The sequence below is a fragment of the Bradyrhizobium sp. CSA112 genome (genome assembly GCF_029051645.1).
In the GTDB taxonomy this organism is placed as follows: domain Bacteria; phylum Pseudomonadota; class Alphaproteobacteria; order Rhizobiales; family Xanthobacteraceae; genus Bradyrhizobium.
On sequence record NZ_JAACFS010000016.1, the window covers coordinates 74774 to 101005 of the forward strand.

At 61.7% G+C, this 26232-nt stretch carries 23 protein-coding genes and 1 pseudogene; 4 read left to right on the forward strand and 20 right to left on the reverse strand.

What is annotated here, in order from left to right:
- The 11 genes and pseudogenes from GWE18_RS24275 to GWE18_RS24320 all read right to left on the reverse strand — a co-directional run bounded on the left by GWE18_RS24275 (window position 1) and on the right by GWE18_RS24320 (window position 11444).
- On the reverse strand, window positions 1-843 hold the full coding sequence (locus tag GWE18_RS24275) for a carbohydrate ABC transporter permease (RefSeq protein WP_275188216.1): 843 nt from the start codon (window positions 841-843) through the stop codon (window positions 1-3).
- Entirely contained in the window at window positions 840-1667 is an 828-nt protein-coding gene (locus GWE18_RS24280; protein ID WP_275188217.1) for a sugar ABC transporter permease, read from the reverse strand. The genes GWE18_RS24275 and GWE18_RS24280 overlap by 4 nt, the downstream gene beginning before the upstream one ends.
- A 101-nt stretch (window positions 1668-1768) precedes the next feature.
- Window positions 1769-2890: an ABC transporter ATP-binding protein gene (locus GWE18_RS24285; RefSeq protein WP_275188218.1), complete on the reverse strand. Its 1122-nt coding sequence runs from the start codon at window positions 2888-2890 to the stop codon at window positions 1769-1771.
- Window positions 2883-4169, reverse strand: coding sequence for an alkaline phosphatase family protein (locus GWE18_RS24290; protein ID WP_275188219.1), 1287 nt, complete (start codon window positions 4167-4169; stop codon window positions 2883-2885). The genes GWE18_RS24285 and GWE18_RS24290 overlap by 8 nt, the downstream gene beginning before the upstream one ends.
- Before the next feature lie 2 nt (window positions 4170-4171).
- Window positions 4172-5464, reverse strand: a complete 1293-nt coding sequence (gene phnA, locus GWE18_RS24295; RefSeq protein WP_275188220.1) for a phosphonoacetate hydrolase — start codon at window positions 5462-5464, stop codon at window positions 4172-4174.
- The gene (locus GWE18_RS24300) at window positions 5451-6749 is read right to left on the reverse strand and encodes an amidase (RefSeq protein WP_275188221.1); all 1299 of its coding nucleotides are present in this window, start codon (window positions 6747-6749) and stop codon (window positions 5451-5453) included. Before GWE18_RS24300 ends, phnA begins: the two co-directional genes overlap by 14 nt.
- A gap of 50 nt (window positions 6750-6799) precedes the next feature.
- Window positions 6800-7768 (reverse strand): branched-chain amino acid ABC transporter permease, encoded by a 969-nt coding sequence (locus GWE18_RS42335; protein ID WP_342804287.1) that lies wholly within the window; start codon window positions 7766-7768, stop codon window positions 6800-6802.
- A gap of 84 nt (window positions 7769-7852) precedes the next feature.
- Window positions 7853-8716 (reverse strand): annotated as a pseudogene (locus GWE18_RS42340) (branched-chain amino acid ABC transporter permease); the annotation flags it as partial.
- A 7-nt stretch (window positions 8717-8723) separates the two neighbouring features.
- Window positions 8724-9431, reverse strand: coding sequence for an ABC transporter ATP-binding protein (locus tag GWE18_RS24310; protein WP_275188223.1), 708 nt, complete (start codon window positions 9429-9431; stop codon window positions 8724-8726).
- A complete protein-coding gene (locus tag GWE18_RS24315) occupies window positions 9424-10245 on the reverse strand; it encodes an ABC transporter ATP-binding protein (protein WP_275188224.1) in 822 nt (273 codons plus the stop codon). Before GWE18_RS24315 ends, GWE18_RS24310 begins: the two co-directional genes overlap by 8 nt.
- Window positions 10242-11444 (reverse strand): ABC transporter substrate-binding protein, encoded by a 1203-nt coding sequence (locus GWE18_RS24320; protein WP_342804288.1) that lies wholly within the window; start codon window positions 11442-11444, stop codon window positions 10242-10244. Before GWE18_RS24320 ends, GWE18_RS24315 begins: the two co-directional genes overlap by 4 nt.
- Window positions 11445-11617: 173 nt before the next feature.
- On the opposite strand from GWE18_RS24320, the gene GWE18_RS24325 reads away from it, so the two are divergent.
- Complete coding sequence (locus tag GWE18_RS24325) at window positions 11618-12598, forward strand: sugar-binding domain-containing protein (protein WP_275188226.1); 981 nt, start codon at window positions 11618-11620, stop codon at window positions 12596-12598.
- 21 nt (window positions 12599-12619) lie between these two features.
- Here the strand turns inward: GWE18_RS24325 and phnY are convergent, their stop codons facing one another.
- The 5 genes from phnY to aepX form a co-directional block, all read right to left on the reverse strand.
- Entirely contained in the window at window positions 12620-13981 is a 1362-nt protein-coding gene (phnY, locus tag GWE18_RS24330; protein WP_275188280.1) for a phosphonoacetaldehyde dehydrogenase, read from the reverse strand.
- Window positions 13866-15017 (reverse strand): DMT family transporter, encoded by a 1152-nt coding sequence (locus GWE18_RS24335; RefSeq protein WP_275188227.1) that lies wholly within the window; start codon window positions 15015-15017, stop codon window positions 13866-13868. Before GWE18_RS24335 ends, phnY begins: the two co-directional genes overlap by 116 nt.
- On the reverse strand, window positions 15014-16156 hold the full coding sequence (aepY, locus tag GWE18_RS24340; protein WP_275188228.1) for a phosphonopyruvate decarboxylase: 1143 nt from the start codon (window positions 16154-16156) through the stop codon (window positions 15014-15016). Before aepY ends, GWE18_RS24335 begins: the two co-directional genes overlap by 4 nt.
- A 144-nt stretch (window positions 16157-16300) precedes the next feature.
- The gene (locus GWE18_RS24345) at window positions 16301-17374 is read right to left on the reverse strand and encodes a methyltransferase (protein WP_275188229.1); all 1074 of its coding nucleotides are present in this window, start codon (window positions 17372-17374) and stop codon (window positions 16301-16303) included.
- Between the two features lie 61 nt (window positions 17375-17435).
- Window positions 17436-18386: a phosphoenolpyruvate mutase gene (gene aepX / locus GWE18_RS24350; protein WP_275188230.1), complete on the reverse strand. Its 951-nt coding sequence runs from the start codon at window positions 18384-18386 to the stop codon at window positions 17436-17438.
- 361 nt (window positions 18387-18747) lie between these two features.
- Here aepX and GWE18_RS24355 point away from each other — a divergent pair, with 361 nt between their 5' ends.
- Complete coding sequence (locus GWE18_RS24355; protein WP_275188231.1) at window positions 18748-19665, forward strand: hypothetical protein; 918 nt, start codon at window positions 18748-18750, stop codon at window positions 19663-19665.
- Here GWE18_RS24355 and GWE18_RS24360 read toward each other — a convergent pair.
- Together GWE18_RS24360 and GWE18_RS24365 are read right to left on the reverse strand one after the other, a co-directional pair.
- Window positions 19630-20022, reverse strand: a complete 393-nt coding sequence (locus GWE18_RS24360; RefSeq protein WP_275188232.1) for a nuclear transport factor 2 family protein — start codon at window positions 20020-20022, stop codon at window positions 19630-19632. The genes GWE18_RS24355 and GWE18_RS24360 overlap by 36 nt on opposite strands.
- On the reverse strand, window positions 20022-20804 hold the full coding sequence (locus GWE18_RS24365) for a hypothetical protein (protein ID WP_275188233.1): 783 nt from the start codon (window positions 20802-20804) through the stop codon (window positions 20022-20024). The genes GWE18_RS24360 and GWE18_RS24365 overlap by 1 nt, the downstream gene beginning before the upstream one ends.
- 165 nt (window positions 20805-20969) lie before the next feature.
- Here GWE18_RS24365 and GWE18_RS24370 point away from each other — a divergent pair, with 165 nt between their 5' ends.
- Window positions 20970-21446 (forward strand): helix-turn-helix transcriptional regulator, encoded by a 477-nt coding sequence (locus GWE18_RS24370; protein ID WP_275188281.1) that lies wholly within the window; start codon window positions 20970-20972, stop codon window positions 21444-21446.
- Window positions 21447-21544: 98 nt separating this feature from the next.
- Here GWE18_RS24370 and GWE18_RS24375 read toward each other — a convergent pair whose 3' ends face one another.
- Together GWE18_RS24375 and GWE18_RS24380 are read right to left on the reverse strand one after the other, a co-directional pair.
- Window positions 21545-23866 carry a molybdopterin guanine dinucleotide-containing S/N-oxide reductase gene (locus GWE18_RS24375; protein ID WP_275188234.1) on the reverse strand — a complete coding sequence of 774 codons (2322 nt, stop codon included), beginning with the start codon at window positions 23864-23866 and terminating at the stop codon, window positions 21545-21547.
- A 301-nt stretch (window positions 23867-24167) separates the two neighbouring features.
- Window positions 24168-24767 carry a TetR/AcrR family transcriptional regulator gene (locus tag GWE18_RS24380; protein ID WP_275188235.1) on the reverse strand — a complete coding sequence of 200 codons (600 nt, stop codon included), beginning with the start codon at window positions 24765-24767 and terminating at the stop codon, window positions 24168-24170.
- Window positions 24768-24969: 202 nt separating this feature from the next.
- Here GWE18_RS24380 and GWE18_RS24385 point away from each other — a divergent pair, with 202 nt between their 5' ends.
- Window positions 24970-26211, forward strand: a complete 1242-nt coding sequence (locus GWE18_RS24385; protein ID WP_275188236.1) for an efflux RND transporter periplasmic adaptor subunit — start codon at window positions 24970-24972, stop codon at window positions 26209-26211.
- The last annotated feature ends 21 nt before the right edge of the window (window positions 26212-26232 follow it).

Below are 26232 nucleotides of genomic sequence, written 5' to 3' on the forward strand. Positions count from 1 at the left end.
TTACTTCATGGTTGTTACGGCGAGGCCGTCGATAAACCGGCGCTGCGCGATCAGGAATGCAACGAGGAGTGGGGCCACGATAATCACGGCGCCGGCCATCAGCGGACCGAGGAACTGCCCGGCCTCATCGTCACGGAAAAGCAGGATGCCGAGCGCGGGCGTGGAAATCTCCGCGCTGCGAACCGCGATGAGCGGCCAGAACAAGTCGTTCCAGTGGGCCACGATCGAGAAGATGCCAAAGGCGGCCAGCGCCGGCGTGGTCATGGGGATCATGATGCGCCAGATGATCTCGAACTCGCCGAGCCCGTCGAGGCGGGCTGCGTGAATGATCTCGTCGGGTATGGACCGAAAGAATTGCCGCAGCAGGAAAATGCCGAAAGTAGAGATCACCCACGGCAGGATCAGCGCGGCATAGCTGTCCAGGAGCCCAAACACGTTCAACAGGACGAAATGCGGAATGGCGAGAGCTTGAGGCGGCAGCAGCAGGCCGACCAGCACGGCGGAGAACAAGGTGTCCCTGCCGCGAAACCGCAGCTTCGCAAGTGCATAGGCACAGGGAATACAGACCAGGAGCTGCAGCGCGAAGATCGCTGTGCACACAAGCAACCCGTTTAGCAGGAAGCGGAACATCGGCGCCGCAGTTAGCGCGACGCGGTAGTTCTCGACCCCATGAAAGGCCGTCGGCCAAAGGTGGAAATCGGCCTGGAATATCTCTTCCGGCGGTTTGAGCGACAGGCTCACCATCCAGACGAAGGGCAGCAGCGCAAAAGCGGCGGTGAGAATCAGAATTGCATGCCGAGCGACCCGGCCAGCGAACCGCCGGTCTGGAAAGCGGGCGATCATGAATAATGGACCCGCCGTTCGAGAAGCCGCGCCTGTGTCAGCGTAAGCAGCACAATGATGGCGAGATAGATCACGGTGAGCGCTGCGCCATATCCCATACGCAGGAAATCGAAGCTCTCGGTGTAGAGCCGATGCAGCAGCACCTCGGACGCATAGTTCGGCCCGCCCTGGGTCAGGACGCGAACGCTGTCGAATACCTCGAACGACCTCTTGGCCGTCAGGATGACGACGAACATGGTGACCGGTCCCAGCATGGGCAGCGTCACGAAACGCAGCCGGTCCAGAACGCCATCGGCGCCGTCAATGGCGGCGGCGTCGTAGAGCTGCTGCGGGACGGCCTTCAGGCCGGATACGAACAGCACCATGGCAAAACCGAGGCCTTGCCATATGCCGATCAACGCCAGAGCGAGTAGCGCCGTACGCTCGTCGCGCAGCCAGTTCACCCCCGAAATCCCCACCGCGCCCAGGGCACGGTTCACGAGGCCGATCGTAGGATGCAGCATGGTGCCCCAGACGATCGCCATGGCCGACATTGTGGACATCACAGGAAGGAAGTGCGCGGCCCTGTAGAAGCCACGCAGGCCGGGACTGGCCTCGATGAGCAGAGCCACGACGAGACCCAGCAGCACCGTGCCCGGCACAACTATGCCCGCATAAACCAGCGTATTGGTCAATGCCTTCCAGAAGGTTGGGTCCGTGAACAGGGCTCTGAAATTCGCAACGCCGATGAAATGAAAAGTAAATGATCCCAGCTGCCAGTCCGTCAGGGAGAAAAGCACCACCGCCGCAGCCGGACCGAACAGGAGGCCGATCAGCAGCAGCAAGGCCGGTGATACGGCGAGCCAGCCAAGCCCGTGCTCTCCCGATCTCTTCGCGAAGCTTGTTTTCGCATCGACCCTACGCTCGCGATCCTGGTCCAGAGTTGTCACGCTGCGGCCTCTACTTGATCGGCCTGGCGCAGGCGCATGCCTGCACCGTCAAATTGCAGCAAGCACGCTGGGTCGATCTGAAGACCGACCGGACGGCCCGGTTCCGAACGCGATACGTCGGGATGCGTGCGCACGACGACGGCGCCGCATCCATCTGCAAGCGCCACGTTCAGGAAGATATCAGAGCCAAGATTCTCGACGCTGGTGACGACGCCATTGAGTCTTCTATCCCCAGGGGCGGCTATCCCGACGGCCTCTGGACGAAACGCGAGGTGCGTCGTGTTGCCATCAACGCCTGGAGGAAGCGACGCACCCAAAGACATCCAATGGTCGCAAGAAACCACGTTGATCTTTGGGCTGCCGATCATCTCGGCGACGCGCAGGTCCTGCGGGTCCCGATAAAGCTGCTCCGGTTGGCCGACCTGAAGCAGTTCGCCGGCCGTCATCACGGCGACGCGGTCGGACATCGTCATCGCTTCTGCCTGATCGTGGGTCACGTAGACGAAGGTGACGCCCAGGCGGCGATGCAGCGCGATGATTTCTGCGCGCATCTGGACCCGCAACTTGGCGTCAAGGTTGGACAGCGGCTCGTCCATCAGGAACACGGCGGGATGCCGCACCATCGCGCGGCCCAGCGCGACACGCTGGCGCTGGCCGCCGGAAAGTTGACCCGGCTTGCGATGCAGCAGATGGGCGATGTCGAGCATGGAAGCTGCCTGCTCGACCTCGGCGCGGATCGCCTTTTCAATGCCGCCGCGTCCCGGCAAGGCACGGCCGACAAATGGCAGCCGCTGGGCGAAGCTCAGGCGCCGCGTTCGCAGCGGAAGGGCGACGTTGTCGAATACGCTAAGATGGGGATAGAGCGCGTACGACTGGAATACCATGGCGACGTCGCGCTCCTTGGGGCGCTTGTCGTCCACGCAGCGGCCGGCCACCACGACCTCACCGCTATCCTGCGCCTCCAGCCCAGCGATGATCCGCAGCAAGGTCGATTTCCCGCATCCGGAGGGACCCACCAGGGTAAGAAATTCCCCATCGCGAATGCTCAGCGACACATCTTTCACAACAGCGGTTTCGCCGTAGCTCTTCTCGATGTGGCGCAGTTCGATCTCAGCCATCACGACCTCCCCGAACAGCCTGCAGCGGGCGCCCATCCATTCCGGAGGCGGGAAGCCCGAGATGAGTGAGAATGGTTGGCGCGATGTCGGTGATGCAGGAGGGCTCCTGCCTTGCAACGCCATGGCTGAAGTGCGCGCCTCTGATCATGAGAAAGGGCGCTTGCTCGCCTGCACCGAGGCCACCGTGCTGGCCGCTGCCAAGGATATCTGCCTTGTTACCGGCACGCTCCGCGACGAGGCTGGTGCCAGCGATGCCGTAGGCATTGGGCTCATCGCTCGCGCGCATGGAGACTGCAAAAGCGAGGCCGTGATCCGGGCCCTGCCCCACCGACGCCAGCGCGCTGCCATCGACGACGGTTTCCGCCCATTCCTGATTGGCGAGGAAGTCGCCGACCAACGGCGTGCGCGCGACAAAATCCGGATGGACGTAGAGCAGCGCGGAGGTGCCGTTCGAGGCGACGACCACGTCGGTTGATTCAAGGCTCTCCTTCAATCCGGCGGTGACCAGTTCTTCATCTATGTCGATGACGCCGGTGACCGTCTGATGGCCGTGATCTGATCCTATCAGAAGGAGAACATCGTCCTTGTCGGCGAGCGTGGCCACCGCGTCCATGACGCGCCCGGCATTGCGGTCCGCCTCTTGCAACACCGCAAGATGACCGGGCGATCCCATGGGCAAGGCGTGCTGCGTGGCGTCCGGCTCGCCGAGCCACAGCACCGCAAGCGCAGGAGGATCAGACGGAGGCAACACCGCTTCGCGGATGAAGCGTTCGGTCATTGCCCGGTCGCCTTCTACATCCAGCGTGACGCGAAGCTGCTCGTCTTCCGGTAGCGGGACGCGGGCGCGGCCGAACGATCCGGCGCGATGATAGACCCGCCCAAATCCATCCGGATCGTGCGCATAGGCCGCTCCTGGCGAAACGTTGCTGAAGATGATGGCACCACCGCTGTCCGTTAAGCGCTCAGCCAAAGTTGGCACGGCCAGTGCGCGGCCGGTGACGCGCCGCTTGTGCTGGAGGAAGTCGGGGCGACCCGCGTCGTGCCGAACGAGACGCCCGTTTTCCATCAGCGCCATGGTGTTGCCCTGCAAGCCGTGGCGCGCGGGATGGCACCCGGTCGCCAGGCTTGCCGAAACCACCCGCGTGCAGGACGGAAATACCGTGCGATGGGCGGCGAACTGCTCGGAACGCTCGGCGAAGGCGGCAAGACGGGGCGTGGCCTGCGGCGTCACGAGATCGCGGCGCAGACCATCGAGGATGACGAGGATAGCACGAGGCATAGTCAGACTTTCATATCGTTGAGCAGGACTGAAAAGACATCGTAGTTGCGGAGCGGTTTCCCTGCCCTGCCCTCAACCCGTCCGGCCTTCAGCGGGTGAGAGAGAATGAACGGCACCACCTGCTCGGCGAGCCCGCCATGAGAACGCAGCCGCTCACCCGATAGCTGCGAAATGTCGTGGTCCCGGGCATGGCCGCCGAGGGCGACGCCCGACCCTGCCACCACGGCGATGTCACCTTCGCGATCTTCCGGCAATTCGAAGCGCAGGCATGCTTCCTCACGCGGGGCGGCCATACAGACGCCTGGAATCTGCCGGATGAAGTTCAATACCGCGGTGGTGGAAGGCTCCGTCCGCTGCAGATGGACACGGACAAAGCCGCCCAGAGCGCCGTGGTGACGCACGAATGGATCGGTGATCGGACAGATGACACGGGTTGCGCCGGCACCGAAGGCGGCATCCAAGAGGTCGCCAAGATAGACGACGTTCGGCTCGCCGCTCGGGTGGGCCATGTCGTTCATGCCATGGTCGGCGACAATCCCGAGGCAGGCGCCGAGCGCGATCATCCTTGCGAGCCGCTCGTCCACCACGCGCATGAAGGCGATCGCTTCGGGCGCATCCGGTGCGTGCTTGTGCTGCACATAGTCGGAAAGCGACAGATACATCAGGTTTGGCCGGCGGGTTTCAAGCAGGCGAATTCCGGCATCGAGCACGAACAAGGAAAGATCGGCGGAATACTGGTCTGGCGCTCCCCGTCCCACCAGCGCACCGATTGCGGAGATGCCGTTCTCCGCATCGGTCGCCTCGTCGGCTTTCTCGGCGGAGAAAGCGATGCCGTCGAGCCCTTGACCGAGCGCCTTGCGCAGCTTGTCCTTGGCAGTAACGGCGGCAACCTTGGCTCCCGCTTGCGAGAACGCTGCCAGAATAGTCGGCGCGCGCACGGGAGTCGCATCTACCATCATGATTTCTGCGCCGGTATCGCGGTCGAGATAGAAATTTCCGGAGACGCCATGAACGGCGGGCGGCACACCGCAGACGATGGACACGTTGTTGGGGTTGGTGAATGTCGGCATTGCCGCAAGTGCGGAGGCGGCGAAGCCTTCGCGCCGCATCCGGTCGATGCCAGGGATGGCTCCGGCGGCGCTGGCAGCATCGATATAGGCCGGATCACAGCCGTCGAAACAGATGACGACAGCCGGATGTTTCGGCCACGCATAGGCGCGTCCATTCACGCTCACCAGAGGTCTCTCCGCGCGATAGGACGCGGCGTCGGTCAGGATTCGATCAGGTTTGTTCATGGGATGACATATCGTTGAGGGTTGTTGCATCTGTGAGCCACGCCGCCACGCGCAGAAGATTGCGGTCACCACCCTGGCAACCAATGAGCTGAACGCCGATCGGCGGGCCATTCACGCCGCGCAGCAGCGGCAAGGACACGGTCGGTAGTCCGCACAGGCTCCAGGGCATCGACATGGCGCCAGAGCCCGGTCCCTGCTCGAGGCGCGTGGCCTCTCCTGGTGCGGAGAGCGTGATCAAGGCGTCATGATCGCAGAACAACGCCGCAGCCAGCGCGTTGAGCCTGTCGGCCATGGCCTCGAGTTCGAGATAATTTGCGGCGCTCAACGCGCGCCCGGCAATGATGCCCTGCTGCAGCGGAGGACAGAAGCTGCGGAACGTTTCCTCCGGCAAGGCACCGAAGCGATATGCCAGATGAGCGTTCAGAAGGCCGTGCACGACCTCAAGCGCCATATCGAATTCGCAGGGAAGATCGACCGTGGCCACCGTTGCAGGCAATCCGTCGACCAAGCGATCGAGAGCCTGACGCGCGTCGGAACTTACGAGGTCCCAGCCCGGCCCGCGGACAAAACCGAGCCTGGGCGGATGTCGCAGTGCTTCGACCTCCGCGATCCGACGATCGAATGCTCCGGCAAACAGCGTGAGGTCGTCGACAGACCGGGCCAGCAGACCTACATGCGCCATGCGGGGGACCAGCACGTTCGATCCCCGCATGCTCGTGAAACCGAGCGACGGTTTAAAGGCGAACGCGCCGCAAAACGAAGCTGGTAGTGTCGTGGATGCCGTGTGCTGAGTGCCGAGTGCCAGCGGAACCATGTGATCGACGACGGCCGCGGCGGACCCCGCCGACGACACGCCCGGTGAGCGCGACAGATCCAGGGGATTATGCGTCGGACTGGGATGATACATTCCGAACTCGGACGTGCTGGTCTTGCCGACGATGAGCGCCCCGGCCCGGTGCAGCACGCTGACGGCATCCGCGTCTTCGGGCGGCCGGCGCCCACGCAAGCTTGCGCTGCCGTATTCGGACGGCATGTCGCTGGTATCGAACACGTCCTTCACGCCTACTGGCAGACCATGCAGCGGACCGAGCGGGAGTCCCGCGGCCTGCCATTCATCTGCCACCCGCGCGCGTTTCCGTGCCAGATCGGCGTCCAGGAAGCTCCAGGCTTTGACCTGCGGTTCGCGAACAGCAATCCGCTCCAGGCAGGCTTCCATTACGGACGTCGCCGTTAGCCGGCGATCGCGGATCGCAGCAACGATCGTGCGAGCCGAGAGTTCGTTCAATCGTTTGCTATTCGAAACGAGTGCCAGCCTCTGGGTATCTGCCATGGCATTCATTGGCCGATAGCTTCCATAGCCTGCGGGGCTCCGACAGCTTTCGGCCGTGCATCCGGCCGGCGAAGATTTGCGGCGAGTGCTTGGGCATGGGGCAATAGCCCGTCGCGAAACAGCAGGACGCAAAGAACAAAGACGGCTCCATGAATTGCCACGATCCAGGCACCGAAGGGTGACAGGAAATGCTGCATCGTCACCAGCACGGCGGCACCAATGAGAGGCCCGCTGAATGTGCCGATACCGCCGATCAACGCCATCAGCACGGTTTCGCCCGAGAGGTGCCAATGCACGCCGGACAAGGTGGCCAACTGGAAGACAACAGCGCTCATGGAGCCGGCGACGCCGGCGCAGAAGGCGGCGATGCCGAATGCCGCGAGCTTGTACGCGTCGACATTGTGCCCCAGCGAGAGAGCCCGGCGCTCATTGTCGCGAATGGCGATCAACATCATCCCAAACGGGGAGTTGATGAGACGGCGCAGGCCGAACAGCACGCCAAGCATGGCGGCAGCGCAGAGCCAGTAAACGTTGGTGTCGTCGCGAAGGTCGATCAACCCCAGCAACGTGCCGCGGGGGACCGACTGGATCCCGTCCTCGCCATGGGTGAAACCGGCCTGTACATAGACGAAATAGACCATCTGCGCGATCGCCAGCGTAATCATGGCCTGATAGATGCCCCGGCGCCTGATCGCAAAGATGCCCATGACCAGTCCGAGAACGAGCGCCGCCGCTATCCCGACGCCGATCGCAGCTTCCGGTGGCAGCGCCCACTCCTTTGCCGCATGCGCCGTGAGATAGGCCGCAGTACCGAACAAGGCCGCCTGACCGAAGGACATGATGCCGGCAAATCCCAGCAGGAAGTTGAATGAAGCGGCGAAGATGGTGAAACAGAAGATCTTCATCAGATAGACGGGATAGAGCAGCATCGGCAGGGCCAACAGCGCGGCGACAGCGGCGAGCACCGGCACCATGCCGGTCAGGCGTTTGGCGGCGGTTTCCTTGTCGGCGGGCTCAATCCACGGAAGCCGCGCCGCCAGGAATTCGTGGGATCTGACCGCCGAAATGCCGAACAGCCCCTGCGGCCGAAGCAAAAGCACAACGCACATGAAGGCGAAGACGATGAAGCTTGCCGCCTGCGGGACCAGCGCCTGCGTAAGGCTCTCGATCAGTGCGAGGGCGTAGCTCGAGACGATGGTGCCCCCGATCGAACCCATGCCGCCGATAACAATGATTGCAAATACGACAAGCAGGATGTCCGATCCCATCAGCGGGCTGACCTGGTAGATCGGCGCGGCCAGCGCGCCTGCCAGTCCTGCCAGCGCGGCGCCCAGGGCGAAAGTGGCGGCGAAGACGCGAGGCACGCCGACGCCAAGCGCTTCGGCAGTAGCTGCATTTTCGGACGACGCGCGCAGAACAGAGCCAAGACGCGTGCGCGCAATGGCGATCCAGACGATCACACAGACGATAAGCGCCACGGCGACGACCCAAAGTCGGTATGCAGGGAAATACAGAAAACCGAGATCCAGCCCGCCGGATAACCAATCCGGCGCGGCATAGGGAAGTCCGGTCGAACCGAAATAGGCCTGGAAGCCGCCCTGAACGATCATCGCCGTGCCGAACGTCAGCATGAATCCGTAGAGCGGATCGAGGCCGTAGGTTCGACGCAACAATGAACGTTCGAGGATGATGCCGAAAGCAGCTACGCAGAGCGGCGCGAAAACCAGCCCTCCGAAATAGCCCAATCCGAGATATCGAGAACCTGCCCATGCAGCAAACGCGCCCATCATGTAGAGCACGCCATGCGTCATGTTGAGAATGTTGAGAAGGCCGAAGATAAGCGCGAGCCCAAGACTAAGCAGCGCATAGAACGAGCCGTTGACGAGGCCGATCGTAAGGTAGCCGAGGATGAGATCTGTCATGGCGGAATCACAGCGCAAGACGTTCGAGGAGCCGAGCCTTGACGTGCTCGCCGTCTCGGGTTTCGAGGTCGTCCACAACCACACCGTTTTCGATCGCCACCACCCGATCGGCGAGATACAGGACGAAGTCGATGTTCTGTTCCACCAGCAGGATCGTGTAGCCGCGGCGCTTGAGTTCAATCAGCGCATGCTCGATCTGCCTCACGACGACCGGTGCCAGTCCTTCAGTGGGTTCATCCAGAAGCAGCGTCTTCGCGCCCGTACGCAAAATCCGGCCGATGGCGAGCATCTGCTGCTCGCCGCCGCTAAGCTGGTCGCCGTAGTGGCGTCCCCTTGTGCGAAGATTCGGAAACAGCGCGAGGATATCAGCCTTGGCCATGCCCGCGGCGCTGACCGCTGGAGGAAGGGCAAGATTCTCATCGACGGTGAGGCTGGAGAAGATCGCCCGCTCCTCGGGGCAATAGCCGATGCCGAACCGGGTACGCTCATATGGGCGCATGCCGCTTGCTTCGCGCCCGGACAGGATAATGCTGCCAGCTTGTCGCGGCAGTAGACCCATGATCGCGCGAAGGACCGTTGTCTTGCCCGCACCATTGCGACCGACCAGACAAGTCACCTCGCACGGCCGAACCGCGAAGGTGACGCCGAACAGCGACTGAGAATCGCCATACCATGCCTGCACATTCGAGAGATGCAGCGAAACCGCCTCAGGCACGACGCTCAGCCCCGATATAGGCGTTGATCACGCGAGGGTCGCGCGCGACCTCATCATAGCTGCCCTCACAAAGAACCGAGCCTTCCGCGAGCACCGTGACCTTCGCCGCCAGACTTTTCACGACCTGCAGATTGTGCTCCACCAGAAGGACACCGCAGGTGGCGGCAACCGTCTTGATCAGGCCTGCGACCGGCGCGATATCTTCCCGCGCCAGACCCGCAGTCGGCTCGTCGAGCAGCAGAAACTTCGGCGCGATCGCGATCGTCGTAACGATCTCAAGCAGTCGCCGGCGACCATAGGGCAGATCCGCGGCCCGGCGTTCGCTTTCGTCCGTCAGCCCGCCTTGATCGAGAAGATCCCGAACCCTTGTTTCATTTTCGTCCCGTCTCGAACGGCTGCGCAGGAGCTGCAGACCCCGCACATTCAGCGCGAGCGCCGTGCGGATATTATCGGCGACGGAGAGATTCGGGAAAATCGAGCATATCTGAAACGACCGGGCTAGCCCGAGCCGCGCAAGACGGTTCGGTGAGACCGCGGTCACATTTGCACCGTCGAAATGAACCTGGCCGGCGGTCGGTTTCATAAAGCCGCTGATCACGTTGAATAGTGTGGTCTTGCCTGCCCCGTTGGGCCCGATCACCGCATGGATCGACCTTGTGTCGAGATCGATCGAGACACTGCGAAGCGCCTCGAAATCACCGAAGCGAACCGTCAGGTCGCGGACGGTCAGCAGCGATGTTGCAGGGCGTTCTCGGTCAGCCGAGGCAATAGGCGCGGCTGCCCGCTGCGGATGACCGAGAAGGATGGTCGTCATCGAACGCTCGGAGCGGCGCAGCCCGCGGTATCGATGGAGCGAAAAGCAGTGTCGGCCGGGACTGTGGCGATACGCTCATAGTAGTCCCATGGAGCCTTGCTCTCGGCCGGGGTCTTCACACGATAAACGCCGAGATCGTAGATGACGCGACCGTTTTCCTGGATGCGGACCTGCCGACCGAATTTGTCGACGGGCAGCTTTCGCATTTCCGTGTTCACGAGAGCGGCGTCGTCAGTCTTCGCTTTGCCGGCAGCCTTGATATAGTGCAGCACACTCGTGTAGACGCCGGCTTGCTCACGGGTCGGCATGCGTCCATGAGCTTTGAAAAAGCGCTCCGAGAAAGCGCGCGTCCCATCGGTGTCATTCCAGTAAAAGCCGGTGGTGATGATCAGGCCCTGGGCCGCTTCGAGGCCGACACTGTTGATGTCGGTGACGAACGCATGGAGAGCCGCGACGCGCTGGCCACCGCGCATAATACCGAACTGGCCAGCCTGCTTGATGGCGTTGACGGTGTCAGCGCCGGCGCTCGCCAGAGCGACGACCTGCGCTTGCGAAGATTTCGCGCGCAGCAGAAGCGCGGAGAAATCGGCCGTGCTCAGGGGGTGGCGAGCGCTTCCGGTCGCCTTGCCTCCACGCTCCTCGACGACGCGCGCGGCGTCCTTTTCGAGATCGTGGCCGAATGCATAGTCCGCGGTGAGAAAATACCAGGACTTCAGGTCCTGCTGCATCAGGGCGGCGGCGGTCCCGCGCGCGAGCGAGTAGGTGTCATCAGTCCAGTGCGTGGCAAAGGGGGAGCAGCGCCCTCCGGTTATCTCCACGCTCGCGGCGCCAGATATCATCAGGGAACGCTTTTTTTCGGTGGCAATCGCCATCAACCCGAAAACCACACCGGAATGCGGCAGGTCGACCATGACATCGACACCGCGCCGGTCGAACCACTCGCGGGCAATCGCCGACGCGACGTCGGGCTTATTCTGATGGTCAGCAGTGATGATCTCGATCGGGACACCGCCAGCGGCTCCGCCCGAGTCCTCGACCGCCATGCGGGCAGCCAGGATCGATCCGGGTCCGCCGACGTCGGCGACGACTCCGCTTTGATCGCCCATTACTCCGATGACGATCTTGTTGTCGGAAAATTGCGCGAGGGCGGACGTTGCCCAGCCGCACAACAGTAGTGATCCGACGATCAGCCGACGCATGGACTGTCTCCCGTTTCCAAGCTCGGCGCACAGATAGATGCTCCCCTTAACACATTTGTGACGGTTGAGGTACATTTGTGCACAACTGACATATACTGTGGAAAAGTATGAAGAGTTGCCATTCCACCCCGGAAGCAGGCAAACAGCGGATTCTTGAAGCGGATCGGGAGAGGATGTTGATTCGAGGCTCGCAAGCGGCACCAAACGAAGGCGAATCCGGCGATGGCCGAGCCGACGCCGCTTTGGTGGCCAAGATCTGCTGGTACTATTTCCGCGAAGGTCAGACCCAGGACGCGATCGCGCAGCGGCTGAAGATGACGCGCAAGCGCGTCAACCGGATCCTCGGCGAGGCACGGGAAAGCGGCTTCGTTCAAATCACGATCGCCGATCCGGCGGGTCAGCGCACCGAACTTGAAGAAAAGCTGGTCCACAAATTTGGTCTGCGTCACGCGATCGTGGTCCCGGTCCCGATGGGTGGGACCGACGTGCGTTCTTTCATCGGGGCCGCCGCCGCGCGATACGTCGCCGCGTGCCTTCCGCCATCGGGTTCGCTGGGAATCACCTGGGGAGGCACCATCAATGCTGCAGCCCAAAACCTGCCGCAGCGATCGGGAGACGGCACCCGCGTGGTGCTGATGTCCGGCGGGTTGGCCGAAAGCGCGCCGATCAATCCGTATGACAATGCAACGATGATTGCCCGGGCGCTCGGCGCGCGATGCTATTATCTGACCGCGCCGATGTTCGCCGAGACTGCGGAGCTAAGGGATATCCTCGTCGCGAGTGAGCCTGTTCGTTCCGTGCTCGCCATGGTGCCCTCCCTCGACGTGGCCCTGTTGAGCGCGATCGACCTCTCCGAGCAATCAAAGGCACTCGAATACGAGGTCATTTCTCGCGAAACCTGGGCTTCGTTGCTCGAAGCCGGCGCCGTCGGGGATATTTGCGGTCACTACCTCGATTCAGCCGGCAAGCCGCTTCGCCACCCCCTGGTGCAGCGGACGATCAATCCGCCGATCGATCACGTGCTTCAGATCAGGCATCGGATTCTCGCGGCCGGCGGCGAGCACAAGGTCCCGATTATTCGCGCCGGCCTGTTGGCGGGCATTTGCCAGGTCCTGGTCACTGATGAAGCGGCCGCGTCCAAACTCCTGGATTGATGTTTCTGGATTGAGGTTGCCTCACCACGGCAGCGAGTAGGTCTTGATATTCGTAAAGCTCTTCATGGCCTCCAGCACGCCCTCTTTATGGCCGAGGCCGGAATCCTTGATGCCGCCGAACGGCGTCAGCTCCGTCCGGTATCCCGGAACTTCCCATACGTTGACGCAGCCGACGTCGAGGGCATCGACGAAGCGGGTGATGTAATCGAGCCGGTTTGTGCACAACGCCGCCGAAAGACCGAAGGCCGTTGAGTTTGCAATGGCGATGATGTGTTCGATGTCATCTGGGCACCGAATGATCGGCAGGACGGGACCAAAGGTCTCTTCGCGCACCAGCTCACAATCGGGCGGGACATGGTCCAGCAGCGTCGGCCGGTAAAGCGCGCCCTCCGGAGTATTGCCGAGCAGCAGGCGGGCGCCGCCTTCAATTGCGGCTTCGACGCGCCCGGCTATTATCGACGCCGCCCTCGCGTTGATGACCGTCCCCACGTCCGTGTTGGGATCCATGGGATCTCCGCTCCTGAGGCGCTTCATCAGAGAGAAGGTCGCGTCGGCAAAGCGATCGGCGACATCATCGACGACCAAGGCCCGCTTGACGGCGGTACAGCGTTGCCCGGAATTTCTGGTCGCACCCTGCACCGCCAATCGGGCTGCGCGGTCGATATCGGCGTCATCCATTACGATCAGAGGATCATTCCCGCCGAGCTCGAGCACCAGCCTTCTGTATCCCACCCGTTCGGCGATTTTCTTTCCGGCGCTCACCGATCCCGTAAACGTAACCAGGTCGATGTCCGGGTCATTGATCATGGCGTCTCCCAGCGAGCGTGGATCGCCCGTGATCACTGACAGCATTTCCGGCGGCAGTCCCGCCTCATAAAGCAGTTCGGCGAGAGCAAGCGCGGTCAAAGGAGTAGCCTCCGCCGGCTTGAGCACGACTCTGTTGTTGGTCGCGATCGCCGGAGCGAGCTTATGGCTCACGAGATTCAGGGGGTGGTTGAAGGGGGTAATCGCTGAGATGACACCAAGGAGCGGCGTCCTGGTCGCGAATATGCGCCTGCTCTGCGCACCCCCTCCGATATCGCCCGCGTAAACCGCGCCATCGTCCTGGAGCACCGCCTGCGCTGCGAATGACCAGACATCCTGGGCCCGCGCGGTTTCATGCAGCGAGTCTTTCAGGCATAGGCCGCTTTCCGATGTAATGAGATGCGCAAGCCGGTCCCGGTTTGCTTCGATCGCCTCTGCTGTAGCGAAGAGGATCCGCGCTCGCTCACGCCTTGTGAGTCTGGAACGGAATACCCGGGCGATCGCGAAGGCGCGCCGAACGTGCTCGGGACGTGCCTGTGGCACCGCAGCTATGACCTGATCGGTAAAAGGGTTCCGCACGTCGATAGTCGAGTCCGCAAGGACGTCCTCTCCTGCGATCTTCATCGGGTGATAGAGACGTGTCGAATCCAACATCGCCGGGCTCCATGTGATGTTCCCTGCCAATCGCAGGTTTCAGGGCGCGTGAGACCGTACTCTGAGGGATCGGCGCCCTTGACCGCCAAATTGCGGTGGTGACGCCGACGCTCATAAGGACACAGGCGACCACGACGCACGTCGTAGAAGTCTCTCGTTGCAAAACGGCAGCCGCGACCAGCGCGACGACAGGGATGAGCACGACGCTCTGAGAAGCGATCTGCGAGGACATGCGGCTGAGCGCGCCGTACCAAGTGAGGAATGCCAATCCGGTCGCCCCGATGCAGTTGAATGCGAGGGGCCAGGCGAGTACCGGCAATTGAGTCCAGTCAAGCCGACGTTCCAGCAGCAGCGACGCAACGATGACAATTGCTCCTGAGGTCGCCAATTGAAAGACGGTACGGTTCCACACGTCGAGGTCGCCAGGGATGCGTTTATGGATCCATGTTCGCAGCGCCCAGTTGAAAGCGGACATCGAAAACAACGCGAGGCCCAGGATGTCATGAGATGTCGCCACGGGAGTCGTACCCGACACCAGCATCCCAAGACCAAGCATGCCGCAGGTCAATGCGATAACATCGAGCAGCGATTGCATTTGGCGATCGATCGTCCATTCGACCGTGACGAGCCACAAGGGCATCGTATAGAAGATCAGGGCGCTGGTACCGACATCGAGATACTGCAAGCCGACCAGGCCCAGCCCGAGGCCTCCGGCCATTTGAAGGAGACCCACCGCGACAAGCCTGCCCTTCCCTTCACAACCGCGCTGGAGTGGGTTTCCGAGGCACAGGCGGACAGCACCCATCCCGATGGCGCCGCCGAGCAAACAGATGCCGGTGAGAAACAGCGGCGGCGCAGACTGTAAAACATTCTTGATCCCAAGCCAGTTCGTGCTCCAAATAATGATGACGAATGAGAGGCCGCGGAAGCTGGTCAGCATATTGACCGCCTGATGTTTCACCGAGCCACTCCCGCCGGTGCGGCCTTCAGGTGGAAAGCCCGCGGCTGGTTCAGCGCGATCTGGAACGCTTCTTTGTTCTCCTCCGGCGTGTGACGCGACGTAACCCGGGGTAGCGAGCGCGCATGTGATTGATTGACCTTGCACAGCAGGAAGTGCGGCCCTTCGGTCGACAGGCTTCGCGCGACCGCCTCGCCCAATTCAGCACTGGTTACGCACCGGCTGACCGCGCGGTACCCGCACGCCACGGCGACGGCTTCCAGCGAGGAAGTCACCGAGGTGGTTTCCTGCCCTCCGGTCGAAACGTAGCCTTCGTTATCGAGCACGATGTGCAGGAAATTTCGGGGAGATGCGTACCCGATCGTGGACAGGACTCCCATATGCATCAGCACCGCGCCATCACCATCCAGCGCGACCACGCGACGCGATGGATGCGCGAGCGCGACCCCCGCAGCCACCGCGCTGCAATGGCCCAACGATCCCTGCATGTAGAAATTCTCCGGACGGTCGCTCAAGCGAAATAACTCCCGGGAGATGAAGCCGGTCGTTGAGACCACGAGATCGGTCGGTCGCAGGGCTTCGCTGACGATTTCCAGAGCGCATCCGACGCTGAGTGGATAGCCCCCTACTTGTTGCTCCCCGTTGACAACGACGCCGAGGCCCGCCGATAGCTGACCTTTCCGGACCAAAATCGCAAACGAGATCGATCGCTGCAATGCCTCTTCAGCCCTCAGGAGAGCTGCCATGAAGCCCTGCGGCGTCCCGTCGAACTCGCTCCATGGGATTGCCAGTTGATCGAGCAATGCGTGGGTATTGGCGCCCATGATGCGATGCTGCGGCTCGTCCTCGGGTTCGTCGGTATGTCCCCGCACGGAGATCAGGAGCAGTGTCGGAATGCAGTTGACCTGCACCAGCGATGTCAGCGGATTGACAATGTTTCCCAGCCCGGAATTCTGGAGGGCGACTACGCTTCGTCGCCCCGCCAGTGCCGCGCCGACGGCGAATGCCAGCGCGCTGCCTTCGCTCGCCGCCGGGACCGACGTAATATCGCCATCCAAGGATACCTGCTGAAACAGATCGGCGAAATTCGAGCAGGGTACTCCGGAAAAAAACTCGTACTTCTGCTGCTTCAGAAGACCCAATAGTGTCGTTGTCGACATAGTCATTTTAGCTCTTCTCCCCATAGGATGATATTTCCGGCGCCGGACAGAGCGGAGCGTTTGGTGCCGTCAGCGTCGCTGACCAGGATCAGGCAAAACGCCTTCAGACAGCGATCTTGTTCAGGTTCAGCTAGGTCTGTTGGCGAGCTTTCGCGCCGTGATGAGACTTCGGTTGCAAATCGACCTGCGATAGTCGACGTGCTGAAAGCCGACGCCTTCCATGAGAGACCGCATGTCCTCGAAGCTGTAGCAGCAGCCCTCATAGCTGGTGGTCAGCAGGACCGAATATTCTGCCTCCGCGACCGGCGCAGGACCGCCTCGGTCGTCCGGGTGGCAGCTATAAACGGCCACCCGACCTCCAGGCAGCAAGCTTTGGTAGGATTTATCCAGCAGCATCTGCACTTTTTCCGGTCCCCAATTGTGAAGGACATGCGAATAGAGATGGAGAGAAGCGGTCTCTGGAAATGGATCGACAAACATATCTCCGGCGATCACACGCGCTCTAGCTGCCGTAAGCTTGCGCTCGGCAAGACATCGCGTGGCGAGCTGGTCGACCGGGGGACGCTCGAAGATCGTCGCCGACAGATGGGGATATCGGTTGAGCAGATGCGCGGAATAGACCCCGGACCCACCTGCCACATCGAGAATGGCCGTGTCCTGTGAGCAATCGAGCAGGCGCACGAGATCGGGAGCAAAAATCCGCCCGCGCTCCTCCATTCCGCGCGTATTCAGATCGGCGAAATCATCCGTTTGCATCAGCGCGTCCCAGTTGACCGTGGCGCCACGCTCAACATGCCACGTGTCAGGTGCATCCAGGCGCAATAGGTCGTAGATCTCCCGGACAGAAGATTTGTACTTCATGACAGCGATGTAAGAGGAGATGTTCTCGCTTGAGTTGCGGCTTAAGTAGCGCCGCGCGGACGCCGTAGCGAGAAGCTTGCCATCAACATTGTCGAGCAGCCCCCAGGACTCAAAGAGCCTGATCATCGTTCGCGTCGGCCGCTCCTTGATCTGAAAATGCCTGCGCAGCTCTGCTTCAGTCGCGGGAGCCTGGTCGAGATAGGTGAAGAGATCGAGCCACGAGACGGCCGCAATATAGAGGTCGGCCGCATAGGAACTATCGCGCCATCGGATCACCTGCGCGATATCAGGTTCAGGAAGCTGAGTTGGTACTGACACCGCTAGTGGTGAATGAAGCATGGCACGATCTCCGCGTTAGGGAAGTTTCTATGGGGATAGCGTGTGATGGGGGAACAGAGGATCACGCTTTTGCGTGACCGTTTCCGCTGTGCTGCGGCAAGTATCGCTCCTCGGCCGCAGCGAGTTCGCCGTAACGCAGCAGACCGAAGACCTCGTCGAGCGTGGCGACTTCGCCTTCGATGCCGGCGATGCTTTGCTCGGCGATAATGCGGCCGCAGATGTCTCTCATCCCGGCGATTGCAGCTCGCATCGAGTGGTTGGCCCAGATCACCGTCGAGATACCGGCTTCGCGATAGGCGGAGACGGGCGTTCGATAGTATTTGGTGGGGACGATCACAACGGGAAGCCGGTTCTGCCAGGCGCCGGCGAAAGCGAGGATCTCGTCCGCCACGCTCTTGCGCGAATGAATGAGGATGGCGTCAGCTCCGGCCTCGGCATAGGCATGGGCGCGCGTGAGAGCCTCGTCCATTCCGTGGCCGGCGATCAGCGCCTCGATCCGTGCAACGAGGACAAGGTCGTCGCCCACCGCATCCTTCACAGCGCGCAGCCGGCCCGAGAATTCGCCGGTATCGGCGAGCGGATGCCGATCGCCGACGAACGAATTCATCTTGGGAAAACCCTTATCCTCCAGCGCGACGCCGGCAGCGCCACGCTGCTGCAGCTTGCGCGCCAGAAGGCGCGCGTTGTTGAAATTGCCAAAGCCGCTATCGCCGTCGACAAGCACCGGAAGATCAGTCGAGTCGACCATGCGCTCGACGACATCAACGAGCTGGGTCCAGGAGGCTTCGTTGGCGTCCCGGTAGCCGAGCGAGCACGAAATCGACAGGCCCGACGCCCAGAGTCCCTTGAAACCTGCACGCTCGGCTATGGCGCCCGACAGACCGTCGTGGGCCTCCATCAGAAAGGAGAGCTCGTGATTGCAGCAAATCTGGTTGCGAAGTTTATCCGCCGCTCCCGACGCAGCGTGATGGCGACGGCCGTTTGCGACGACGGACTGGTTTTGCGTTTGCATGTCGAACTCCTTGAGCGTCCCATCTGCATCATGACGCTTGACTAACAATAGTTGTGACACGTTTATACGTGGCGTCAATATCTAATTCTAGTTGATGAGCTAAATTTCTAATTCTCGTTGATGTGGAGTCATCTGGAGCGCACGCGGCCGGATGCCGATGCCACTTCAATAATTCATTGCAACCGAGAGCTGATTCAGCCCCGACTTCGCGCAGTCAGATCGGCACGCCCGACTGAGGCGAAGCGGAATCGCAGGAAGACCGCCGTCACGAAAGCGTGAAGCCAATCGTTCATCGAATTTTGATGTCTAGCCGAGCGAGTATCACTAAGATGCCGCAACTGCGCCAAATAACGAGCGCTAGATGAACGACTTTGCTCCTCGGTTGGGTGGGGGTCGCATGCAAACAATCATTCTGGACGACCATGGTCGCGCATGGGACGTTCGATCCCCGGCCTTACGCAGTTTCCTGCATTGCTCGATTCCTGACTTCGATTTTCTGACCTACCTCATCGAAAATCTGGGATTTGTGGCTGTCACGAAAATCGCTCCCAATGCGGCGCGCGTCCGATTCCGGTCCGAAACGGTGTCCCAGACGAGCATCGCCGCAGTTCTATACTACCTCGCTGATATGGGGATCGAGCGCACCATCATTTCCCACCCGGACCAGTTCGTCGAGAGACTGTTCCCGAGCCTCGCGCAGACGATCACCTACATTGCCGAGCAGATTGCTTCGAGCCATCAGCAACCTTCTTCCGCGTTCACGAGCAAAGAGCTCCCGCTCGAAATACTTGCGAACACGGACGGAGCACTTTCATCGCTTTTCGCGCAATGGATTGATTCGAAGCAGGTTTACGACTCAGCGTCGCTGGCCGACGTGTTGCCTGAATCGCTTCGTCCGCGCTTCATGCTTGTCGAGCCCTTGGATGGCCGCCTGACGATTACCGATGTCGGATCTGGCTTTGAGATTTACGGCGAGACCTGGCGGAAGAATTCGCGGGGCCTGCCGATGGAAGAACAGCCGGATTACGACTACGGCCAGTGGGTGCAAGCCATTTACCGCCGGGTCCAGGAGACGCGGCTGCCGCGCCTGGACGAGGTGGACGCCACGATCAGACGGCCAGACAGGAACGATAGCATTCGCTGCCATTATCGGCGTCTCATCTTGCCGTTCACCTGCAAGGGAAACGGGGGAACATGCCTTCTCGGCGCCTCGGTCTTTGACTTCAGGGAGCAACAATCTTCCCTAGATCGCCGGGCTGTCGAAGAATGTCCGGCGTAGATCAATCCGCCCTTCCCTGATGCGGTAGACATCTGCAAAACGAATGCTGAGATTGCGCCCATTCTTGGCAACGCCGGAAAAGCTGCCCCAGCACGCAACGTTTGCGCCGTCGCTTAGCACCCTCTCGACGCGGTGCTGGCCGAGCGAAATGATCCGTTTCGTCAAGTAGAAGTCCAGGATAGCCGGCTTTCCGACGAACGGCTCATAACCCGGTCGTTCGTAGATCGCCTCGTCGTGGAGAAAATCGGAAAGCCCTGCCCAGTCCCGGCCGTCGATGCAACCGAACAGCCCTTTGACAAGCCCTTCTGAATCCTCGGGACGAAAGGTTTGGATATTTACCGCCTCGTCTTGCGACATCACTGATTTGCCTCCTCGGCAATGCGGGGCCCAATGACAGGGACACTCGCCCGATCCATGATTGCTGCGAGATCGGCGAGGAGTTCGTCAGTCTGCATCCAGGCTAATCCGCAACGCATCTCGCCAAGCGGCGACGCCACAAGTTTGATGCAGCCGAGCTCGATCCTCGTGTATCCGGCACGCTCTGCCAGGCCGCCGGCGATGACGCCATCGCCCAGCATGCCGATCGTGAAATCGCTATTCCAGCGTGTGAAGGCGTATGCCCGCGAAATGCGCGGCAGGATGGTTCCAAGGTCCTTGCCTCTGAAATCACGCCGATACCAGATGCCGCCAGAAAAGACGACGCGCCCGGTGATTTTCTCGGCAATCGGCGCGGTGATCTCGCAGCGATCTTCGCGCGCGAAAGCGGCATCAGGATCGGCATAGAACACGCGCAGCGAGGCGGCTTCGTCCTTCAGAGACGTTTCCGGCCAATCATAGATGCGCGCCGCTTGTGTTGCGACGACCTCCCCATGCTCGTTCCGCCCGATCAGGACAAATGCCGTCTCCGGCGTAACGCCGCTCAGAGCCTCGTCAAAAGCCGGAACAAGCGGGCGCCAGCTATCGGAGTTGCGTCTGTTGGCTTCGATGAGGTCCTGCAGGCTGCCAAAAGACAGCGTTACTCCGCGATCCCTTGCAGCGGTGTCGGCCCAGAGGAAGAACCGCCCCAGCAGGCCCACGGGGCCGTATTTAACCTTGAGTTGAGTGGGTAGACGACCAGACGTCGGAAGAGGTTCCTGCATGGATTAATTCCCGCCGTTCTCACATCGTGTGGTTGAGGCCTAATAATCCGTGCATTTGTAACCCGCATGACATAATTCTAGTTGATAGTGTCACCCAGGAGTTGATATGCCGTCGTTCGCAGTTCCATTTGATTGTACCGGGCAGGAATTCAACCACGGTGCTTGATGCCTTCTGAACCTTCCGAGAAGAAATCGAAATCCCGCGCGCCGAACAGGCGCGGCGCCAAAATCAGGGTTTCGTCGAAGAAGCCGACTCACGTCGACGAACACGTGGGGAAGCGGTTGCGTCTTAGGCGCAACCTCCTCGGCCTCAGTCAGGACGAACTAGCAAGGCGTCTTGGCCTGACGTCTCAGCTCATCCAAAAATATGAGGCTGGGGAAACCCGGATCAGCGCGTCAAGACTCTACGGCATTGCCGTGCAACTCGCTGCCCCGATCACATGGTTCTTCGACGAGTTGGAAGCCAAGAAACGACAGTCCGTCGGGTCGAAGCAAACCTCCGAAGCGCAGGATTGGAGTGAACTCGTTACGAAGCGAGAGTCGCGTCAGCTCCTCGAACTCTACTTCGGCATTACTGATGAGCGGTTACGCCGGAAGTTGATGGAAGTCGCGCAACTTCTGAAGACAACTGACGCGGAATAAGGGCCCAGCAAGAGCAGGAAACGGAGAGGCGCTGAACCGAACCGAGCTAGATTTGTTAGAGGACGGGCGCCGCCAGTCAGGGGCCGGCGCCACCTCCGCTACATCGGATCGAAAGCGCGGATCGGCGGCAGATTGCCGTTGAAGCGCTCCACCTCGACAGTCGTGAGTTGACCGGTGCAGCCCTGCGCGAAGGATGAGGTGCCGATGTCGCGTGTGAGCACATTCGGATTGCCGTGAACGCAGAGCGGTGTCTCTTCCTCCGGATCCATCGGGTCGTACCACGCGCCGGTCGGTAGCTGGACGACACCGGGAGCGATGCCGTCGGTGATGTGCACCGCGGCAAGACAGGCTCCGCGTCCGTTGAACAGGCGGATGACGTCGCCATCCACGATCCCGCGAACGTCCGCGTCGCGCGGATTCATGCGCGCGACCTCGCGGCCGCGATGTTTGGCCCCGGTCGAATGTCCGCCGAAGTCGAGCTGGCCATGCAAACGCGTCACCGGCTGATTGGCGACAAGGAAGCACGGCGAGCCCGGCTTGGGCATGTCGGTCCTCTCGAGCCAGACGGGATGGCCCGGGCAGTCCGCATCGCCATGGCCCGCGATCTTCGTCGAGAAAATCTCGATCCGTCCGCTTGGTGTCGGAAGGGGATCAGCGATCGGGTCTTCGCGGAAGCGGCGCAGCTTACCGCCGTCGTCGAGGTGTTGCGGCACGATCAGGCTGCCGCGCTCCCAGAACTCCTCGAAGCTCGGGGCCGGGAGGCCGCGCGCGGCGAGCGAGGCACGGGTCGGCTCGTAGAGATGCGCCAGCCACTGCCGTGCCGTGCGGCCTTCGGTAAAGGCGTCACGGGCGCCGAGACGTTCGGCAATATCGGCGAAGATCTCATAGTCATCACGCGCGAGGCCAAACGGCTCCGCGATCCGATGCATGGCGACCATCAGCGGATCGTTGGTGGAATAACCGATGTCCTCGCGCTCGAGCGTCATCGTGCAGGGCAGGACGATATCGGCGTGGCGGGCCGTGGCAGTCCAGGCGAGCTCATGCACCACCAGCGTGTCGAGCCGGGCGAAGGCCTTGCGCAGGCGGTTGAGATCCTGGTGGTGGTGGAAGGGATTGCCGCCTGCCCAGTAGACGAGACGGATGTCCGGATAGCCGCGTGTCTCGCCATTGTAGCGATAGGTGGTGCCGGGATTGAGCAGCATATCGGCGATGCGGGCCACTGGAATGAAATCCGCGACACCATTGCGGCCTTGCCCCAGCGTCGGCCCCGGCACGTCGTTCACGCGGCGGCCGTAATAGCCGATCGCACCGAGCGAATAAGCGTAGCCGCCTCCAGGCAGACCGATCTGGCCGAGAGCTGCCGCCAGCACCATGCCCATCCACACCGGCTGCTCGCCATGTTCGGCGCGCTGCAGCGAATGGGAGACCGTGATGAGCGCCCTCCGCCCGGCAAGGCGATGCGCGAGCTTTCGGATGGTATGAGGGTCGATGCCGCAGATCGTTGCGGCCCACTCAGCGCTCTTGGGTTGGCCATCAGTCTCGCCTGTCAGATAGCGCAGGAAGACCGGCCAACCTTCAGTGTAGCGATCGAGGAAGGCCCGATCGTGCAGGCCTTCGCTGACCAGCGTGTGGACGATGCCGAGCATCAGGGCCGTGTCGGTGCCGGGCACGGCCGTCATCCATTCGGCACCGGCCTCCGCGGGCAGATCGTCGCGCAGCGGACTGACCAGGATGAACTCGCAGCCACGCCGGCGCGCCGCGGCCATGGCGCCGCGCTCGACATGCTTGCTGATCGAACCGCCGGCCACCATGGAGTTCTTCAGCGCCATGCCGCCGAACGCCAGCACGATCTCGCTTTCGGCCGCGATCTGCTCCCAGGTGACGTTGCGCTTGGTGATGTCTTCGTAACCCGCCAGGATCTGCGGCAGCAGCACGGAGGACGCGCCCGAGGAATAGCTGTTTACCGAACGCACATAGCCGCCCATTGCGATGTTGAGGAAGCGGTGAACCTGGCTCTGTGCGTGATGAAAGCGGCCCGCGCTCGACCAGCCATAGGAACCGCCGAAGACGGCACCGGGGCCGCTTGTGTCGCGGATGCGCGATAGCTCGCCAGCCAGGAGGTCGAGCGCCTTCTCCCAGCTGACGGAGACGAATTCGTCGCGGCCGCGGCGATCATCGGGGCCGGGGCCACGCTCGAGCCAGCCGCGACGTATCGCGGGCTGGGCGATGCGCGCCTGATGGCGCAACGCGCCGGGGAAGTTGCCGATGATGCCGTTCGGATCAGGATCCCCCGCATACGGCCTGACTTCGAGTCCAGCCTCGCTGTGACGCGCCGAGAACACGCCCCAGTGCGAGGTGTGCGGCTTGAAGCCGTCCGACAGATCGAGGCCGGGATCGGGGTAGCCAATCATCTCGTTCATCACGTCTTCCTTATCGCAGAGCGGCGGTCGGGCGCGACCCCTGTCGCGACTATCCAACAGTATACTGATCCGCTTTCCAATGTCGTCGCTTCAGCACTGCTGGAAACGCAGGGGTGCCCGCGATCAATGTGAGTGGGCCGTCACGTGCACAATCTGGTTGGGGTGCCACGCCACAAGAAAGCGCGATCTCGTGGGTGGTTTCAGCCGTTGTGTTAGCCAGCCCGGGCTATGCCGTCTCTTCCTTAGGTAATCGACGTCGCGCCGTCCGTTGCGCAGTTCGGCTCGGCAAGGAGATGACCTCTCACGTCGTCGACTGTTCTTCGAAAACTTTGACGGATACGTTCGCCACTTGTCGCAGTGCTTCGCGATCGGCGCCTGATGAAGCCATCACGCCCATGCCGGCGGACACCGCCGAAAGATAGCGTGCCAGCGCGGCAGGGTCGGCGGTCTGCTTCAGATCGCCCTCCTTCTTCGCCCTGACGAAGCGTTCGCGCAGCTGATCCTCGGTCAGTGCACGGCGCGCTGCGAGCTCGAAGGGAACGTTCTCCGAACCGGTACCGCAGGCAAGGCCGCCTTGCACGAGCAGGCAACCGGGCGGATTGTCGGGATCGGTTTGGCTGTCTGCGGTACCCATGAGCATCCGCTCTGCGACGTCCCGGGCGGTCGGCGCACTCAAAACCCCCTCCATCCAGTCCGCACGTTTGGCCGTGTACCGGTCGAGGGCAGCCTTCAGGAGACCTTCCTTATTTCCAAATGCCGCATAGAGGCTCGGCGGGTTAATGCCCATCGCCTCGGTAAGCTGGGCAATGGTCGCACCCTCATAGCCATGTCTCCAGAAGACTTCCATCGCCTGATCCAATGCGGCATCGGCGTCGAATTCTCTCGGGCGTCCCATGGCCATTCGCGTTACTCCCTTGAAGCCGACGCCGTTTTCCGCTCGGCGTTCAATCCTCTAACCTTCTGATTTATCGTGGTTCTTTTATTTGATTTCCAGTCTTGCGGCTTGCGACATAAGATTTTCGTAGTGTGCAGTACATAAGTATCTTGCAGAGTGCCGTCCAGCTCCATATCTGTAGCGAGCACTACAGATATGGAGCGCGCAAATGCCCCCAACCGCCAATACCTCCCGTTCCAGCCGATTCCGACACGTTATCGGCGGCGTTGCCATCATCGGCGTCCTCGCGGCAGCCGGTTCGATCGCGAGCGGCCGCTATTTTCATGCGGCCCAGGCGACCACAGGGACCGCACCCGAGCAGGCCGTCTCCGTCACGATCGCGGTGATCGAACCGCGTCGGACCGCGCTGTGGGATGACTTCTCCGGACGTCTCGAAGCCGTCAACCGCGTCGAGCTCCGCCCACGCGTCGCTGGCGCGATTCTGTCGGCCAACTTTGCCGAGGGCGCGTTGGTGAAAGCCGGCGATGTCCTGTTCAAGATTGATCCCGCGCCCTACGCCGCCGAAGTGGATAAGGCGAGCGCGCAGCTCGAGGCAGCCAAAGCGCGTGCGATCTTCACTGCGAGCGAAGTCGAGCGCGGCGCGCAGCTCGTCGGTAATGCCGTCGTCACGCGGCGCGATTTCGATCAGCGCGAGAACGCCAATCGCGAGGCGATTGCGAACGTGAAGGCGGCCGAAGCGACGCTGCAGACTGCAAAGCTCAATCTGGACTACACCGAGGTCCGCGCACCCGTCGATGGCCGCGTCGGCAAGATCGAGGTGACAGTCGGAAATCTCGTGGCCGCAGGGACTGCCTCCCCGGTTCTGACTTCTCTTGTCTCTGTCAACCCGATCTATGCGAGTTTCGATGCGGACGAAGAGATCGTGCTGCGGGCGCTGAACTCCATTGCAGATAGTTCGGGCAAGCGCGGCAATCTTGATCAAATACCCGTCGAGATGACCACCTCTGGCGGCACATCGGCCACAGGCCATATCCAGTTGATCGACAACCAGGTCAACGGCCAGAGCGGCACGATACGCGTCCGCGCGGTATTCCAGAACAAGGATGGACGCCTCATCCCCGGCCAGTTCGCGCGGGTGCGGATGGGCCAGCCTCAGCAACAGACGCTGGTGATGATCGACGAGCGCGCCATCGGTACCGATCAGGATAAGAAGTTCGTTATGGTGGTCAGCGACGACAACCGCGCGGTCTATCGCGGAATAACGCTCGGCGGCGCCGTCGACGGGCTCCGTATCGTGACGGGTGGCCTAAAATCCGGTGACCGCATCGTCGTCAACGGCCTACAGCGGGTACGCCCGGGCGCGCTCCTGAAGACCGAAATTGCGGAGATGGGCTCGCGCGGACCGCAGCAAGCATCGAACGCCGGCAGCCGGCAAATCGTGCAGCGCTAACGACCGTCAGCGCTTGGGGCA

Bases quoted from the DNA above. Each gene is read 5' to 3' on its own strand.
- GWE18_RS24275 (WP_275188216.1), bottom strand. From the start codon at position 843: ATGATCGCCCGCTTTCCAGACCGGCGGTTCGCTGGCCGGGTCGCTCGG.
- GWE18_RS24345 (WP_275188229.1), bottom strand. From the start codon at position 17,374: ATGCTTCATTCACCACTAGCGGTGTCAGTACCAACTCAGCTTCCTGAA.
- aepX (WP_275188230.1), bottom strand. From the start codon at position 18,386: ATGCAAACGCAAAACCAGTCCGTCGTCGCAAACGGCCGTCGCCATCAC.
- GWE18_RS24365 (WP_275188233.1), bottom strand. From the start codon at position 20,804: ATGCAGGAACCTCTTCCGACGTCTGGTCGTCTACCCACTCAACTCAAG.
- GWE18_RS24370 (WP_275188281.1), top strand. From the start codon at position 20,970: ATGCCTTCTGAACCTTCCGAGAAGAAATCGAAATCCCGCGCGCCGAAC.
- GWE18_RS24385 (WP_275188236.1), top strand. From the start codon at position 24,970: ATGCCCCCAACCGCCAATACCTCCCGTTCCAGCCGATTCCGACACGTT.
- GWE18_RS24320 (WP_342804288.1), bottom strand. From the start codon at position 11,444: ATGCGTCGGCTGATCGTCGGATCACTACTGTTGTGCGGCTGGGCAACG.
- GWE18_RS24290 (WP_275188219.1), bottom strand. From the start codon at position 4,169: ATGCCTCGTGCTATCCTCGTCATCCTCGATGGTCTGCGCCGCGATCTC.
- GWE18_RS24325 (WP_275188226.1), top strand. From the start codon at position 11,618: ATGTTGATTCGAGGCTCGCAAGCGGCACCAAACGAAGGCGAATCCGGC.
- GWE18_RS24355 (WP_275188231.1), top strand. From the start codon at position 18,748: ATGAACGACTTTGCTCCTCGGTTGGGTGGGGGTCGCATGCAAACAATC.
- GWE18_RS24315 (WP_275188224.1), bottom strand. From the start codon at position 10,245: ATGACGACCATCCTTCTCGGTCATCCGCAGCGGGCAGCCGCGCCTATT.
- GWE18_RS24285 (WP_275188218.1), bottom strand. From the start codon at position 2,890: ATGGCTGAGATCGAACTGCGCCACATCGAGAAGAGCTACGGCGAAACC.
- GWE18_RS42335 (WP_342804287.1), bottom strand. From the start codon at position 7,768: ATGGTGCCGGTGCTCGCCGCTGTCGCCGCGCTGTTGGCCCTGCCGATG.
- GWE18_RS24375 (WP_275188234.1), bottom strand. From the start codon at position 23,866: ATGAACGAGATGATTGGCTACCCCGATCCCGGCCTCGATCTGTCGGAC.
- GWE18_RS24360 (WP_275188232.1), bottom strand. From the start codon at position 20,022: ATGTCGCAAGACGAGGCGGTAAATATCCAAACCTTTCGTCCCGAGGAT.
- GWE18_RS24380 (WP_275188235.1), bottom strand. From the start codon at position 24,767: ATGGCCATGGGACGCCCGAGAGAATTCGACGCCGATGCCGCATTGGAT.
- phnA (WP_275188220.1), bottom strand. From the start codon at position 5,464: ATGAACAAACCTGATCGAATCCTGACCGACGCCGCGTCCTATCGCGCG.